This window comes from Stenotrophomonas sp. YJH_SMC_29 (assembly GCF_059371235.1).
In genome coordinates, this window is the sequence record NZ_JCAFUK010000003.1 from 17,004 (window position 1) to 32,036 (window position 15,033).

Annotated in this window: 11 protein-coding genes; 5 read left to right on the top strand and 6 right to left on the bottom strand. The window is 65.1% G+C overall.

What is annotated here, in order from left to right; all coding sequences use genetic code 11:
* Positions 1–43 precede the first annotated feature (43 nt).
* The 5 genes from AC5P9I_RS04660 (at position 44) to AC5P9I_RS04680 (ending at position 6,895) form a co-directional block, all read left to right on the top strand.
* Entirely contained in the window at positions 44–1,348 is a 1,305-nt protein-coding gene (locus AC5P9I_RS04660) for a TolC family protein (RefSeq protein ID WP_235434913.1), read from the top strand.
* Positions 1,345–2,841 (top strand): efflux RND transporter periplasmic adaptor subunit, encoded by a 1,497-nt coding sequence (locus AC5P9I_RS04665; protein WP_041863412.1) that lies wholly within the window; start codon positions 1,345–1,347, stop codon positions 2,839–2,841. The genes AC5P9I_RS04660 and AC5P9I_RS04665 overlap by 4 nt, the downstream gene beginning before the upstream one ends.
* On the top strand, positions 2,838–5,999 hold the full coding sequence (locus tag AC5P9I_RS04670) for an efflux RND transporter permease subunit (RefSeq protein ID WP_014647105.1): 3,162 nt from the start codon (positions 2,838–2,840) through the stop codon (positions 5,997–5,999). The genes AC5P9I_RS04665 and AC5P9I_RS04670 overlap by 4 nt, the downstream gene beginning before the upstream one ends.
* Before the next feature lie 45 nt (positions 6,000–6,044).
* Positions 6,045–6,401, top strand: a complete 357-nt coding sequence (locus tag AC5P9I_RS04675) for a hypothetical protein (protein ID WP_141098700.1) — start codon at positions 6,045–6,047, stop codon at positions 6,399–6,401.
* A 92-nt stretch (positions 6,402–6,493) separates the two neighbouring features.
* Positions 6,494–6,895 (top strand): copper-binding protein, encoded by a 402-nt coding sequence (locus tag AC5P9I_RS04680; protein WP_041863414.1) that lies wholly within the window; start codon positions 6,494–6,496, stop codon positions 6,893–6,895.
* A 371-nt stretch (positions 6,896–7,266) separates the two neighbouring features.
* Here AC5P9I_RS04680 and lspA read toward each other — a convergent pair whose 3' ends face one another.
* Genes lspA through AC5P9I_RS04710 form a run of 6 tightly spaced genes read right to left on the bottom strand, consistent with a single transcriptional unit; the run spans position 7,267 to position 14,986 of the window.
* Positions 7,267–7,776, bottom strand: a complete 510-nt coding sequence (lspA, locus tag AC5P9I_RS04685) for a signal peptidase II (RefSeq protein WP_232503945.1) — start codon at positions 7,774–7,776, stop codon at positions 7,267–7,269.
* Positions 7,769–9,124, bottom strand: coding sequence for a calcium:cation antiporter family protein (locus AC5P9I_RS04690; RefSeq protein ID WP_235645078.1), 1,356 nt, complete (start codon positions 9,122–9,124; stop codon positions 7,769–7,771). Before AC5P9I_RS04690 ends, lspA begins: the two co-directional genes overlap by 8 nt.
* On the bottom strand, positions 9,039–9,359 hold the full coding sequence (locus AC5P9I_RS04695) for a P-II family nitrogen regulator (RefSeq protein WP_041863417.1): 321 nt from the start codon (positions 9,357–9,359) through the stop codon (positions 9,039–9,041). Before AC5P9I_RS04695 ends, AC5P9I_RS04690 begins: the two co-directional genes overlap by 86 nt.
* Positions 9,359–12,484 carry an efflux RND transporter permease subunit gene (locus AC5P9I_RS04700; RefSeq protein ID WP_014647111.1) on the bottom strand — a complete coding sequence of 1,042 codons (3,126 nt, stop codon included), beginning with the start codon at positions 12,482–12,484 and terminating at the stop codon, positions 9,359–9,361. Before AC5P9I_RS04700 ends, AC5P9I_RS04695 begins: the two co-directional genes overlap by 1 nt.
* A gap of 37 nt (positions 12,485–12,521) precedes the next feature.
* Positions 12,522–13,712, bottom strand: a complete 1,191-nt coding sequence (locus AC5P9I_RS04705) for an efflux RND transporter periplasmic adaptor subunit (protein WP_080052983.1) — start codon at positions 13,710–13,712, stop codon at positions 12,522–12,524.
* Complete coding sequence (locus AC5P9I_RS04710) at positions 13,709–14,986, bottom strand: TolC family protein (protein ID WP_158454139.1); 1,278 nt, start codon at positions 14,984–14,986, stop codon at positions 13,709–13,711. The genes AC5P9I_RS04705 and AC5P9I_RS04710 overlap by 4 nt, the downstream gene beginning before the upstream one ends.
* Between the last annotated feature and the right edge of the window lie 47 nt (positions 14,987–15,033).

The following is a 15,033-nucleotide window of genomic DNA, read 5'->3' on the forward strand; positions in this document are numbered from 1 at the left end:
ACGATTTCGGCGGCGCGCTCGTCGTTGCACGTTCGGAGGTTTCATGTCCTTTCCATTCTCACTGCACCGCCAGTGCAGAACTCGTCGTTGGCCTGCGTGGATGCTGGCCATCGGTTTCATGGTCACCCCTGCCTGGTCCATCGCGGCTGGCATCTCTTTCAATGACGCGCAGCGCCTGGCGGCCGAGCGCGCTCCCTTGCTCAAGGCGCGCCAGTCACAAATTGCGGCGACCCAGGAAGAAGCTGTCCGCGCCGCTGCCTTGCCCGATCCCAAGCTGACGCTGGGCCTCACCAACTGGCCGGTCACCGGCGCCGACGCGTTCGATTTTCGTGCCGACGACATGACCATGAAGCAGATCGGCGTGATGCAGGCGTTCCCGGCTCGCGCCAAACGCCAAGCGCGTCAGGCCGTAGCCGATCGCGGGATCGAGCAAGCCGAGGCGCTGTCGGTGGCCGAACAGTTGGCGGTTCAGCGAGGCACGGCCGAGGCCTGGATTGCCCTGTGGGCTGCTCAGCGCGAAGTTGCTGCGCTGCAGACCCTGCGGGAACCGGCCTCCATCGCCGTCCACGCCGCCAAGGGGCGTTTGACGGGTGCCACTGGCACGGTGACCGACACCCTGGCCACGCAAGCGGCGGCGCTGGAATTGGAGAATCGGATTGATGCCGCGCTGGCCGCGTTGGAAGCCGCTCGCGCTGGCTTGGCGCGGTGGCTTGGCGTGGATCCTGTCGATGTGGAAGCCGAGGATGCACCGCCCGAGTTGACGGAACTGCCTGTCGATCCGGCCACGCTGCTGGCCTCGATCGACAGCCAAGGGCCGCTGCTGCCATGGCGCTCGCGCGAAGCCCTGGCTGAAGCGGAAGTCGACGCTGCCATCGCCGAGAAGCGGCCCGATTGGAGCCTCGGCGTGACCTATGGGCAACGTGACCGGATGCCGAACGGTGTTTCCCGTAGCGACATGCTGATGGTCGAGTTCGCCATCGACCTGCCGCTGTTTCCGCGCAATCGGCAGGACCGCGGCGTGGCGGCGCGGCGTGCCGAGTTGGATGCGGTGGCCGCCGAACGCGAAGATGCCCGCCGCGTCCAGACCGAAGCCGTACGCCGCACCTTGGCCGACTGGCAGGGCCTACAACGCCAGGTGGCCCGCAAGGAAACCCAATCTCTTCCGCTGGCCCATGACCGCGCGAAGAGCGCGCTAGCGGCCTACGCCGGTGGCGGTGACCTGCAACCGTGGCTGGAAGCGCGTCGCGACGAAATTGCATTGCATATCGAACACGCCCGCCACTTGGGCGAACTCGGCCGCGCCTGGGCAGCGTTGGCCTATTTGCTGCCCGAGGAGAGCACACCATGACGTCCACGACGACCCGTTTAATGCTGGCGACTGCCGCGGTTGCACTGCTGGCCATAGGTCTCGGCACCGGCTATTGGTGGGCGCAGCGTCGCGTCGGTCCAGACATGAAGCCGATGACTGCCGCGCCGATGGCGAGTCAGAGCGAGCGCAAGGTGCTGTACTGGTACGACCCGATGGTGCCGGACCAGCACTTCGACAAGGCCGGCAAGTCGCCCTTCATGGACATGCAGTTGGTGCCCAAGTACGCCGACGAAGTTGCCGGCGGCGGCGTGCGCATCGACGCCGGACTGCAGCAGAGCGTCGGCATTCGCACCGCGCCCGTCGAAGTCAGTCGCCTGGCGTCCACGGTGCGCGTGCCGGGCACACTGACCTGGGACCTGCGTCAGGAATCGGTAGTCAGCGCCCGTGTCGAAGGGATCGTGAGCCGGGTGCAGGTGAAAGCTCCGTACACGAAGGTCGCGCGTGGCCAGCCGCTGGCGGCGTTGCTGGCACCGAGTTGGAGCAGTGCCCTGGCCGAGGCCCAGGCGCTGCGCCAGGCGCAGTCGACTTCGGCGCGGGAGCTGCAGTCTGCCGCCCAGCAACGCCTGCGCGTGTTGGGCGTGCCGAGTGGCATGGCCCGCGACGGCAGCGTGACGCTGAGTGCACCCAGTAATGGTGTCGTCACCGAAGTGCTCGCCCGCGAAGGCCAGACGGTGATGCCAGGCACACCGCTGTTCCGCGTCAACGGCATCGACACCCTGTGGCTGGAAGCCGCGATTCCGCAGGCCAGCGCCACGTCCCTGCACCCCGGCACATCGGTGGAAGCCATCGTCAGCGCCATACCCGGCCAGACCTTCGCCGGGGAAGTCGAAGCGCTGTTGCCGCTGGTCGATATCGCCAGCCGCACGCAGCGGGCGCGCATCGTGCTGCGCAATCCTGACGGTGTGTTGGCGCCGGGCATGTTCGCCGAAGTGACGTTGCAACCGCAGGCCGGCACGGCAGTTCCGCTGGTGCCGACCGAGGCACTGATCGCGACCGGTGCCGACAGTCGCGTCATCGTGCAGGACGCCAGCGGCGGCTTCCGTCCGGTGCGCGTCTCGACGGGGCGCAGTAGCAACGGTCGCACCGAAGTCCTGACCGGACTCAAGGGGGGCGAGCATGTCGTGGTCTCCGGTCAATTTCTGATCGATTCCGAGGCCAGTCTGTCCGGCGCACTGGAACGTCTGGGGGCACCGGAAACCGCGTCGCCGGCAGTGCCCATGAAAGCACTATCGCCGAGTAGCGCGCCGGAAATCGTCCCAACATCGACGCCGGCAAAGCCCGCTGCTGTCGCACCGCCGCGCTCGTGCCCGGTGCAGTACTGGTATGACCCGATGAAGCCGGGCCAGCACTTCGACCAGCCCGGCAAATCGCCCTTCATGGACATGCAACTGGTGCCGAAATTCGGACCGGGTGCGGCGCCCGACTGCACCATCCGCGATGTGCCGTTGGCAAGCCCGGAGAAGCAGCCATGATCGCCCGCCTGATCCACGCCTGCATCGCCAACCGTGTGCTGGTGCTGATGGCAGCCGTGCTGCTCGTCATCGCCGGCGTGTGGTCGGTGCGACACACGCCACTGGACGCGCTGCCGGACCTGTCCGACACGCAGGTGATCATCCGCACGCAGTGGCTGGGGCAGACTCCACGCATCGTCGAGGACCAGGTCACCTATCCGCTGGCGACGACGATGCTGTCGGTGCCGGGCGTCAAGGCGGTGCGTGGCTTTTCGTTCTTTGGTGATTCCTTCGTCTACATCCTGTTCGATGACGCCACCGACCTTTATTGGGCGCGCTCGCGCGTGCTGGAGTACCTGAGTCAGGTGCGCGACCGGCTGCCGCAAGGCGTGAGTCCCGCACTCGGCCCGGACGCCACCGGGCTGGGCTGGATTTACCAGTACGCGCTGGTCGATCGCACCGGCCAGCATGATCTTGGCCAGCTGCGCGCCCTGCAGGACTGGTTCCTGCGCTACGAGCTCAAGACCATCCCCGACGTGGCCGAGGTCGCCAGCATCGGCGGCGCGGTACGCGCCTGGCAGATCGCGCCTGATCCGCAGGCGTTGGCCGCCCGCGGCCTCACCGTGGCGCAGCTGGTCGACGCCGTTGATGCGGCTAATGGCGCCACCGGGGGTTCGGTAATCGAACAGGGCGAAGCCGAGCTGATGGTGCGCAGCGAAGGTTATCTGCGCAGCCAGGCCGCGTTCGAGCAGGTGCCGATTGTCAGCACGACCGAGGGCGTGCCGGTGCTGCTCGGCGAGGTCGCGACCATCGCTCGCGGCCCGACCTTCCGCCGTGGCATCGCCGAATTGGACGGCGAAGGTGAAGTCGCCGGTGGCGTGATCGTGCTGCGCACCGGCAAGGATGCGCTGACCGCAATCGAGAACGTCAAGACACGATTGAAGGATTTGCAGGCCAACTTGCCCAAAGGCGTGGAGATCGTGCCGGTTTACGACCGCTCCGAACTGATCCACGAAGCCGTGCGCAACCTTACCCACAAGCTCGGTGAGGAGTTCCTGGTCGTGGCTCTGGTATGTGCACTGTTCCTCTGGCACCTGCGCTCGGCGCTGGTGGCGGTGATCACGTTGCCGCTGGGTGTGCTGGCCGCGTTCATCGTCATGCGCTACCAGGGCATCACCGCCAACCTGCTGTCGCTGGGCGGCATCGCGATCGCCATCGGTGCCATGGTCGATGCGGCCGTCGTCATGATCGAGAACGCGCACAAGCACCTGGAGCATTGGCGCGAGGAACACGGCGATGAACCACAAGGCGAAGCGCGCTGGCGGCTGATGGCGCAGTCCGCCGCTGAAGTCGGCCCCGCGTTGTTCGCCAGCCTGCTGGTGATCACGCTCTCGTTTATTCCGGTGTTCGCGTTGCAGGCGCAGGAAGGTCGGCTGTTCTCACCATTGGCCTACACCAAGACCTACGCGATGGCCGCCGCTGCCGTCCTGTCGGTGACGCTGATTCCGGTGTTGATGGGCTACTTGATCCGGGGCCGCATCCGCCCGGAGCAGCAGAACCCCATCAACCGGGTGCTGATCGCCGGTTACCGGCCGGTGCTGGACTGGGTACTGCGGCATCCGCGCCTGACCTTGGGGTTGAGCGGCGCGCTGTTGCTACTGACCGTGATTCCGTACACGCGCCTGGGCAGCGAGTTCATGCCGCCGCTGGAGGAAGGCACGTTGCTGTACATGCCCACGGCGCTGCCGGGCCTGTCGGCGGACAAGGCCCGGCAACTGCTGCAACTGTCCGACCGCATGATCAAGACCGTGCCCGAGGTCGCGCACGTGTTCGGCAAGGCTGGTAGAGCCGAGACAGCTACCGATCCGGCACCGATCGAGATGTTCGAGACCACGGTGACGTTCAAACCTCGCGACCAGTGGCGGCCGGGGATGACGCCGGACAAGTTGCGCGCCGAACTCGATGCTGCAGTGAAGGTGCCGGGGCTGACCAACCTGTGGGTGCCCCCGATCCGCAATCGCGTCGACATGCTCGCCACCGGCATCAAGAGCCCGATTGGCATCAAGGTATCGGGGCCGGACATCGGCGTGATTGAGCAGCTCAGCAGCGACGTCGAACGCGTGGCCAAGACCGTGCCGGGCGTGCGTTCCGCGCTGGCCGAGCGCGTCACTGGCGGGCGCTATGTCGACGTGCACATCCGCCCGGGGATTGCAGCACGCTACGGCCTGAGCCAAGCCGAATTGCAGACGCTCATCGCGACCGTGGTCGGCGGTGATCCGATCGGCGAGACGATCGAAGGCCGCGAGCGTTACCCGATCGTGCTGCGTTACCCGCGTGGACAACGCGACTCGCTGGATGCGCTGGTACAGCTGCCACTGGTCGCACCCGGTGGCGTGCAGCTCACCCTGGGCCAGGTAGCCGACGTGTCGTTGAGCCCCGGGCCACCCATGCTCAAAAGCGACAACGGCCGCCTGGTCGGGTACATCTATGTCGACGTTGCTGGCCGCGACCTCGGATCGGTGGTCGCCGACTTGCAACGCGCTGTTGCCGTGCAGGTGAAGCTGCCACCGGGTTACGGCATCGCCTGGTCGGGTCAGTACGAGTACCTGCAGCGCGCCTTGGCCCGGTTGCAGTGGGTGGTACCGGCCGCACTGGCCATCATCTTTCTGGTCATCTGGCTGGTTTTCCGGCGCTTCGGCGAGGTCGCGATCATCCTGCTCACCCTGCCGTTGGCGCTGGTCGGCGGGCTGTGGCTCATCTGGATGCTGGGTCATGCCGTGTCGATCGCAACGATGATCGGTTTCATCGGGCTCGGCGGGGTCGCCGCCGAGTTCGGCGTGATCATGCTGCTGTACCTGCGCCACGCTTGGGAACGGCATCTGGCCGCGGGCGAACCGGCCACGGTCGCCACGCTGGAAGCCGCAATCCGCGAAGGCGCGGTGCTTCGCGTGCGCCCCAAAGCCATGACCGTCGCCGTGATCTTCGCCGGCCTGTTCCCGTTGTTCATCGGCGCCGGCGCCGGCTCAGAGGTCATGCAGCGCATCGCCGCGCCGATGCTCGGCGGCATGGTGACCGCGCCCCTGTTGTCGATGCTCGTCATTCCGGCCGCGTTCCGCCTGCTGCGCGGGCGCGCTCTGTCTCGAACTTCGTCTGCCGTATCGGTGGACACCGCGACGTGAGCGGCGCATTGGGTTCGCTCACTTGACAACTTTAGGAGATTCATCATGAAACGTCATTTCGTTACCGCTATCTTGACTGCCGCCCTCGGAATGTTGAGTGCTTGCACCACCACGACCGCCGCGCACCGTCTGGGCTCGGTCAAGACCGTGTCCGACCACACCCTGCAGTTGTGCTTCGATCCACAGGCAGTACCGCCGGTCGCCGGCCAGCAGGTTCAACTGGTACGCCGCCAGCAATTCGGCAACCCGAAGTTCCCGCCGACCTTCCGCGAACGCCCCGTCGGCACAGCACGGATCGATGCCGACGTAGCTGGGCGCTGCGTGGCCGCTACGTTGGTCGAAGGCAAGGCGCGCCGCTTCGATGAGGTATATCCGCTATCGGCCGACCGTAAGCCGCATTGAAGCAGCACCACCGGAACCAACGACGGCAGTCCGATTGCGCTGCCGTCGCACCAACCTGCAATCGAACTACGCAACTACCGAAGGAGAACCGTATGAAAATGACCCTATTCGTTTCCGCATTGACTACGCTGCTGTTGGCGGCCTGCTCGCAGGCACCCAGCGGTGACACCGCTATGCAAGGAACCGACAACACGCCCATGCCAGCTGCGGAGCACGCGCCAATGGCCGACCAGGCAAAACCGGCCACTGGCGACATGGCGCAATCGGCCAAGACGGCATCGGCTACGGGTACTGTCGAAGCCGTCGATGCGGCCGCTGGCAAGATCACCATCGCCCACGGCCCGGTGGACGCGCTGGGTTGGCCGGCGATGACGATGGGCTTCAAGGCCACACCTGAACAAATCGCCTCGGTACAGGCGGGTCAGAAGGTACATTTCGAGTTCCAGGCACAGGCCATGGAAGCGACGATCACCCAGATCATGCCAGCCCAGTAAGCTGAATCCCAGCGGCGCATGGTGGCCATGTATCGCCATGCGTCGCACTGGCCGTTGCCGTTGGGTCGGCTAGTCGCGCGTTATGAAATTGCGCCCGAACGGGCCTTACGTCGTGCCTCTCGTGCGTCGCGAGAATTCCCGCACCTCCCTGGATGACATCAGGGCGCCGATGAGGATCTCGGCGCAATTCACATCACACCTCGCGCTAGACAACAACGATGTGGGCGATTTTCCGGAACCTTACGAAAACGAATTGGTTTTGGCTTCGTAGCGTGGTTAGCCGCCCGGCCCGCCACCGATGGTGACCAGGTCGAGCATCAAGCTTGCGTCCACTATTCGTTCTCGTTGAATGAACCACGCGACAAGCCGTTCTAGCCGCGCCGACAGATGCCTTGCAACATCAGAATTACTGCACCGGTGACGATGGCGACATCGGCTAGGTTGAATGCGGGCCAGTACCAGTCGCGCCAATGCCACTGGATGAAATCCACCACGTGCCCGCGCAGGATGCGATCCACCGCATTGCCCAAGGCGCCGCCGATAACAAGGGCGTAGGCAAGCGCCGGCGGCCATGCATGACGTGGCAGCTTGGTGAGCCAACGCGTCAACAGCGCGGCGACCGCCAGCGCCAGGAACGTCAGGACATGGCGTTGCCAGCCGCCGGCCGAGCTGAGGAAGCTGAAGGCGGCGCCCGTGTTGTAGGAGCGGTACCAGTTCCACCAAGGGTCGACCACGGGCACCGCGATGTGCTCCGGCAACGCGGTCAGCACCCAATACTTGGTCAGATGATCGACCGCCAATACGATGGCGGACACACCGAGCCACGGCAGTGCGCTCGGCATTCGCGGCGCGCGGCCCTGCGCGGTGTGTATCTCACGCATGATTGCGCTCTCGGGCCGGCCACGCCGCTCGCAGCAGCGCGGGAACGCGCCCGGCGTCACGCGCCAAGAGCATGCTCGCCAACGCCAGATAGAGCCAGGCGATGGCCGTCAGCACGAAGATTTCCCGCTCGGGGTTGGATTGGTAGAAGAACGCCAGCATCAGCTGCCCGACGAACAGCACCGCCAGCGCCACGGCGCCAACCAGGCTCAGTCGCATGCGCACCAGCAATGCCAGCGCGAACATCGACTGAGCGGCGGTCAGGAAGAATTCCTCGTGCTGGCGTGCGCCCAATGGCAATGAGGTCAACTCGCCGGCGCCAATGCTCATGGCAATCGGCAACATGCCTACCAGCAAGGTCCACTGGTTGATCTTGTCGCTGATCATGGTCGTCAGGCCCGCACGGGCACGGCCGTCCAGGACGAACAGGATCGCGATGGTGACCGCCGGCGCTTCGCTGGCCAGCGGCGCCAGCCACTGGATCAACAGGAACTCGTCCATCCCCAGGCGCCGGCCGGAAGCCACCAGCGATTCGGCGAAGGGTTCGGCCGCCAGCAGGATCACGCCTGCGGCCACCACGCCCATCAGCACCATCACCGTCCAGCGCTTGCCGGGCGAGAACCGCGCGATCACGGCTCCCGGGCCCGGTTCTTCGTCTTCTTCCTCTTCTTCGTTCTCCGTCTTTGATGTGCGCCACAGGTACAGGAAGAACAAGGCACCCAGCACGACGAAATCGAACAGGCCGATGCGATCCTTCAGGATGATGACGAAGGCATACGCGCTCGCCAACGCAAGGAAGACGATTTCGACCGAATTTTCGACCTGCAACGCAATCCCGCGTTGCCGCGAGCGCCACCAGTGCAACCCCACCAGCAGCGGCCAGGCAAGCCCGATCAACAGCCGATTGGCACCGGTCATGTTGGCGGCGGCGTAGGCCACATACCCGGACGCCGGATCTTGGCCCGCGCGGTAGGCGTAGTAGAAGTCCACCGCGTATTCGGGGAGCACCGTGATAAGTGCGACCACCGCCAGCACGAAGCTGGTGGCGATGTACTTCTCGGCAGCCTCCGCGCCCCACGACAGCAGGAAGCCGGAGGCCAGAATCGCCATGCCGAACAGCGCCATGTCGCCCAGGGCGCCGACGCTGCTCCCGGACGCGCGCAGGTACAGCGCGGGCACGACGGCCAGTGCTGCCAGCCCCACTGGAACCAAGAATTCTCGGACTGCGCTGTGTGTTTGCATGACGTGCCAGCTCCCTTGGGTCCTACGCGGTGCCGTCGATGGGGAATGCTTGCTCCACCGGGCTGATATAGACCCAGCCCGCGTCCGGTCGCCCCGTCCGCCCGACACGGCGGAAGATTTCCACGGCCCGAGCCACGTCCTCATCCTTGCAGAACAGCTCCATCTGCACCTCATTGATCACCTGGTCGCCGAACTCGACCGAATACTCCTGCTCGCGCGCACTCAAGGCGCGCAGCAGTCCCTTCACGTCGAACAGGCTCAGGCGCTGGAAGCCGGCGGCTTCCAGCGCGTGGATCAGGTCGGAAACCCGGTTGCGGTGCACGAACGCCTTGATCTGTTTCATCACACGGTCTCCTGCGGGTTGGATCCGGCCGCCTTGCGTTCGGCGCGGGTTTCGAGCCATTCATACAGCACCGGCAACAGCACAAGCGTCAACAGCGTCGAACTGATCAGGCCACCCACCACCACGGTCGCCAGCGGACGCTGCGTTTCCGCGCCTACGCCGGTGGACAGCAGCATGGGCACCAGGCCGAGAATGGCGACGCTGGCGGTCATCAGCACCGGCCGCAGGCGCAGCGCGGTGCCCTGTACCACCGCTTCGCGGACCGACAAGCCCTTGTCGCGCAGCTCGTTGAGGAAGCTCACCAGCACAATGCCGTTGAGCATGGCCACGCCGAACACGGCGATGAAACCGATGGCCGAGGGCACCGACAGGTACTGTCCGGTGACCGCCAGAGCGATCAGGCCGCCGATGGTGGCGAACGGCACGTTTGCGATGATCAGCGTGGCGTACTTGACCGAGTTGAACGCGGTGTAGAGCAGCACGAAGATGAAGAAGATCGTGACCGGCACGATCAACGCCAACTTGGCTAGCGCCCGTTGCTGGTTCTCGAAGGCGCCGCCCCATTCGATCCAGTAGCCGGGAGGCAAGTGCACCTGCTGCTTGATCGCCGCGTTGGCGTCCTTCACGAAGCCATCGACATCGCGACCGCGCACGTCCATCTGGATCACCGCGTAGCGCTGCAACTGCTCGCGGCGGACGAACGAATAGCCTTCGGCGATGCTGATCTCCGCCACGCGTGACAGGGGCACCAGCGCACCGGAAGCCGTTCGCAGGGGAATGTGACGCACGGATTCAACGGACACGCGGGCGCTGTCGTCGAGGCGCACGGCAATATCGAAGCGCTTGACGCCGTCCAACAGTACGCTGACCGGTTCGCCGCCCAGCCCATTGCGCACGATCGTCAGCACGTCCTCGGCATTCAGCCCATACAACGCCAACTCGTCCCGGTTGACCTGGATGCGGATCTGCGGCTTGCCGAGATTGGCTTCAAGGGCAAGGTCGGCGACGCCCGGCACCGTGGCAAGGGTGCTCTTGAGGCGCCCGCTAAGCTTGTCGAGTTCGCGCAGATCCTCACCGTAGAGCTTTAGGGCAAGCGTGGCGCGCACGCCGGAAATGAGCTCTTCCACGCGCATCTGGATCGGTTGGGTGTAGCTCGGCACTACATTGGGCACCACCTTCTCCAGCGTTTCCTGCATCGCCGCTTCCAGCTCTTTGATATTCCGACCGGTGGTCCACTCGTCCTCCGGCTTGAGGGCGGTGTAGATCTCCATGTAGTTGACGTCGGCGGTGTCGCCCTTCTCGGCACGACCGATCATGGAGAGGGTGGTTTCCACTTCCGGGAATTGCTTGAAGGCTGCGGCGATGGTGTTGCTGGTGCGGATCGATTCGTTCAGCGAGGTCGATGGAATGCCGGTCACGCGCCACATGATCGAGCCTTCCTGCAGCTGTGGCATGAACTCCTTGCCCAGGAACGGGAACAGCGCCAGGCTCACGATCAGGGCTGCCACCGCACTGATCACCACCGTCCGCTTTTTGGCCAGGGCCTTGTCCAGCAATGGCCGGTAGATGCACTTGATCCGGGCGACCAGCCAGGTGTCGCGCTCCTCCTTGGGCTTGAGGATCATCGACGCCAGCACCGGAATCAGGGTCAGGCTCAGGATCAGCGAGCCGGCCATGGCGAAGGCGATGTTGAACGCCATCGGCTTGAACATCTTGCCTTCGAGGCCTTCCAGCGCAAACAGCGGCAGGAACACCACGATAATGATGATGATGGCAAAGGCGATCGGGTTGGCGACTTCCTTCGCCGCCGCCAGCACTGCCGAAGTTCTGTCGACCTTCTCGCCGTGTTCGAGGCGTTCGGCCATGATCCGGAACGCGTTTTCCACCATCACCACCGCGCCATCGACCATCATGCCGATGCCAATGGCCAAGCCGGCCAGCGACATCAGGTTGGCCGATAGTCCGGCTTGGCCCATGCCGATGAAAGCGATCAACATCGCCAGCGGCAGGGTAACGATCACCACCAGCGCCGAGCGCACCTCGCCCAGGAACAGGAACAGGATGATCGCGACCAGGATGGAGCCTTCGATCAGCGCCCGCACGGCGGTTTCCACCGCCTTGTTGACCAGGTCGGTGCGCTCGTAGATGGGGCGCAGCACCATGGTCTTGGGCAGCGCCGCCCGAACGACCTCCAGCTTGCCCTTGACGGCTTCGACGACGTTTTTTGCGTTCTCGCCGATGCGGGCCAGTGCCTGGCCCATGACGACCTCTTGGCCATCACGGGTCACGGCACCGAAGCGCGGTGCAGGGGCCTCCGTTACGCGGGCCACGTCGCGCAGGTACACCGGAACGCCGTCTTCGGACTTCAGCACGATGGCGCCAATGTCCTCGACCGACTTCAGCAAGCCCAGGCCACGGACGAGGAATTGCTCGCGGCCGACATCCATGACATTGCCGCCGACCTGGCCGTTATTGGCGGGGATGGCGTTGATGACATCGCTGAAGCCCAGGTGGCGTGCATACAAGCGCTGAGGATCGATCTGTACCTGGAACTGGCGCTCGCCGCCGCCCCAGGAACTCACGTCGTCCACGCCAGGCGCGGTGCGCAGGATCAGGCGCACCGTCCACTCCTGCCAGGTGCGCAGGTCCATGTCGGTGACCTGTTCCTTGCTGACACCCGGGGCGCGCTCGACCGTGTACCAGTACACCTGCCCCAGCCCGGACGTATTCGGGCCCATGCTTGGTTTCCCGTAGCCTTCTGGCAGGCGATCGCCGATTTCCTGCAGGCGTTCGTTGACCAGCTGACGGGCGAAGTAGATGTCCATGTCGTCCTTGAAATAGACCGACACGTACGACAGCCCGAACAGACTGACCGAACGGATTTCCTGCACCTTGGGCAAGCCGGCCAGCGCCGATTCCACCGGCGTGGTCAGCAACTGCTCGACATCCTCGGCCGCCAGGCCCGGGGATTCGGTGTAGACATTGACCTGGACCGGGGTGACGTCGGGAAACGCATCGATCGGCACGTTGCGCACGGCGCTGATGCCGAGGAAGGCCACCACCGCGAACACGATCAGGACCAGGAACTTGTAACGCAGGGACAGTTCGACCAGGCGATTCAGCATGGCGCGTTACCTCGCACCCTTGTGCGCAGTTCGCGGCTCATTCTTCTTCTCCCAACTGGGACTTGAGCATCTGCGACTTGAGCGCAAACGCGCCTGCGACCACCACCGTGTCGCCCGGCTTGAGACCGTCCCGGATCAGGGTCCGGTCGCCGATCACCTCGCCCGTGCGCACCGGCACCGGCTCCAGAGCACCTTCCGCGTTGCGGCGAAAGACGACGGTGTCACCGGCCAGTTGCACCAGTGCGTCGTTTGGCACGGCAACCTCCGTGGCGGCACGGCTGTCGGCCTGGGCGCTTCCCGTTGCCTCGAAGAACACATCGACGAAGTCACCGCTGTGCAGGCGATCGCCCTGGTTCGGCACCTTGATGCGCACGACGGCATTGCGCGTAGCGTCGGAGGTGCGGTGCGCGGCCTGCTGCACGGTACCGGCCAAGCGCTCGCCGTCAAAGAGCACCACCGCTTCCTGGCTAGGGCGGATGCGGTGTGCGGTACCCGCCTGCAGCTTGGCATCGACCCATACGACGGACTCATCGACCAGACGGAACAAGGCCTTGCCCGGTTCGATACGCTCACCGACGACGAAGTCGTCTTCGGTGATGCGGCCAGCATGCGGCGCGGTCAGCGTGAACTGGCCGTTGACGCCACCGCTGGCGGTGCCAGGCAGTCCGTAGGCCTGCGCCTTGGCCCGGGCGCGATCGACCGCGACCTTTGCTTCGGTAATGCGACGGCCGGCGACGGCTTCACGGCCAAGTGCTGAAACCCGGCGCCATTCCTGTTCGGCGATGCGCAGCTCGGCTTGCGCGTCGGAAACATCGACGCTTGTCAGTGTCGCCAGCGGCGCGCCGGCGCGGACTTCATCGCCGAGCTTGGCGTGCCGGCGCACGACCAGCGCCTCCACCTGGGGGGTGATCAAGGTCGTGCCATAGCCCGTATCCACCACTTCGCCCGGAGCGCGCAGTTCCTCGCTGAGCGCCGACGGCCGCAGTGTCTGCAAGCGGATGCCGGCGGCTTTCATCGCGGCATCGTCCATCTTCACCGAACTGGCGGCTTCTTCTTCACCGCCTTCGGCGTGGCCCTCACCACCCGCCTGTTCGGAATTCGCGGTTTCGGCCCCAGGCTTGGCCGCGCCTGCATCGGGGGATTTGGAACAAGCGGCCAGCGCCAGCAGCAATGCGGCGGTCAGCGGCAGGGTTAACAAACGCATGCGATCCATCGAAATCTCTCTCATGGGGTGCCTTCCATACCGGCCCAGCGTTCAAGCTGACCGGTGGCGGCGAGGTAGTCGGCATAGCTGCGCCACAGGCGCGCCTCAAGTTCGGCACCAGCGAGCTGGGTGTCAAGGGTCTGCTTGAGCTGCAACAGGTAATCGGCGGTGGACAGTTCGCCTTCCTGCCAGAGTTTCTCCAGCAAGCTGGCGCGGCGCTCCACATCGGTGCCCCTGCTACCTTGCCAGCGCGACCAGGCGGACTGCGCGGCACCGTAGCTGCCGATGGCGCGCTGACGATCCGCTGTCAGTTCCATTGTGGTGCGTTCAGCCACCGCTGCGGCCACATCGGCCTCGGCGGTGGCCGCCGCTACTTCGGCACGATATGAGTTGCGGACGAACAACGGAATGCTGATCGAGAAACCGACAATGTTGTCAGTCACCGGGCCGATGTCCTTGCGTCCGCCGCGAACGGCCAGTGTCGGGTTTGCTATGCGATCACGACGCGCCACCGTGACATCCCGCTCGGCAGCCAGCGCCGCCGCATGTGCGACCTGCCACTCCGGCAATTGCTCGACGCCTTCCGCAGGCGTAACAGGCGGTGGCAGGGTTTTGCTGGGCAAGAGTACGCTCGCAACCAATTCGGGGCTGCCGCCCACAGCCCGAAAGCGCGCTTCGGCTTCCCCGCGTTCTGCAATCAGCTGGGATTGCTCGGCTTGCGCTTCGTCGTGGGCGAGTTGAGCGAGATCCCGCTCGATTCCGGAAATGTCGTCGGCTGCGAACTGCTTTTCGGCCAGCATTGCAAATCGGGACACCAGTTCCAAACGGCGCTCGCCAGTACGGAACCGCTGTTGTGCCGATTGCAGATCAGCCCAACTGGCGAACCATTGTTTGACGAAATCGCGACGGTGCATTTGCGCTTCCGCCGTGGCCTGATCGACCCGCGCTGCGGCTGCATCACGGCGTACGCGGCGTTTGCCACTGATATCAAGCGTGAGGCTGAGTCCAGCAGTCGACGTACGTTCGTCGCCTTCTTCCTCGCGGGTCAGCTCGACTTCGGGGTTGTACAGCGGCTGTCCCGCTGCTGCCAGCCGTGCGCGAGCGGCAGCGAGTTGTGCTTCGGTGGCACGGTAACTGGGATGGCGCTGCCAAGCGGCCAGAAGCGCCGCGCGGAGGGGCGCCGGGGCCATGGCCCCGGGCGCTTGGGCGGCCCATGCCTGTCCTGCCAGCAAGCAGGCGAACAGCGCGATGGCCAGCCAGGCGACAGCGCGTCGGCGCGTCGAACGAACAAGGTGCATTGGAAGGATCCTCTGAATCGACAACATTCCTCGACGCTCCGCGCCGA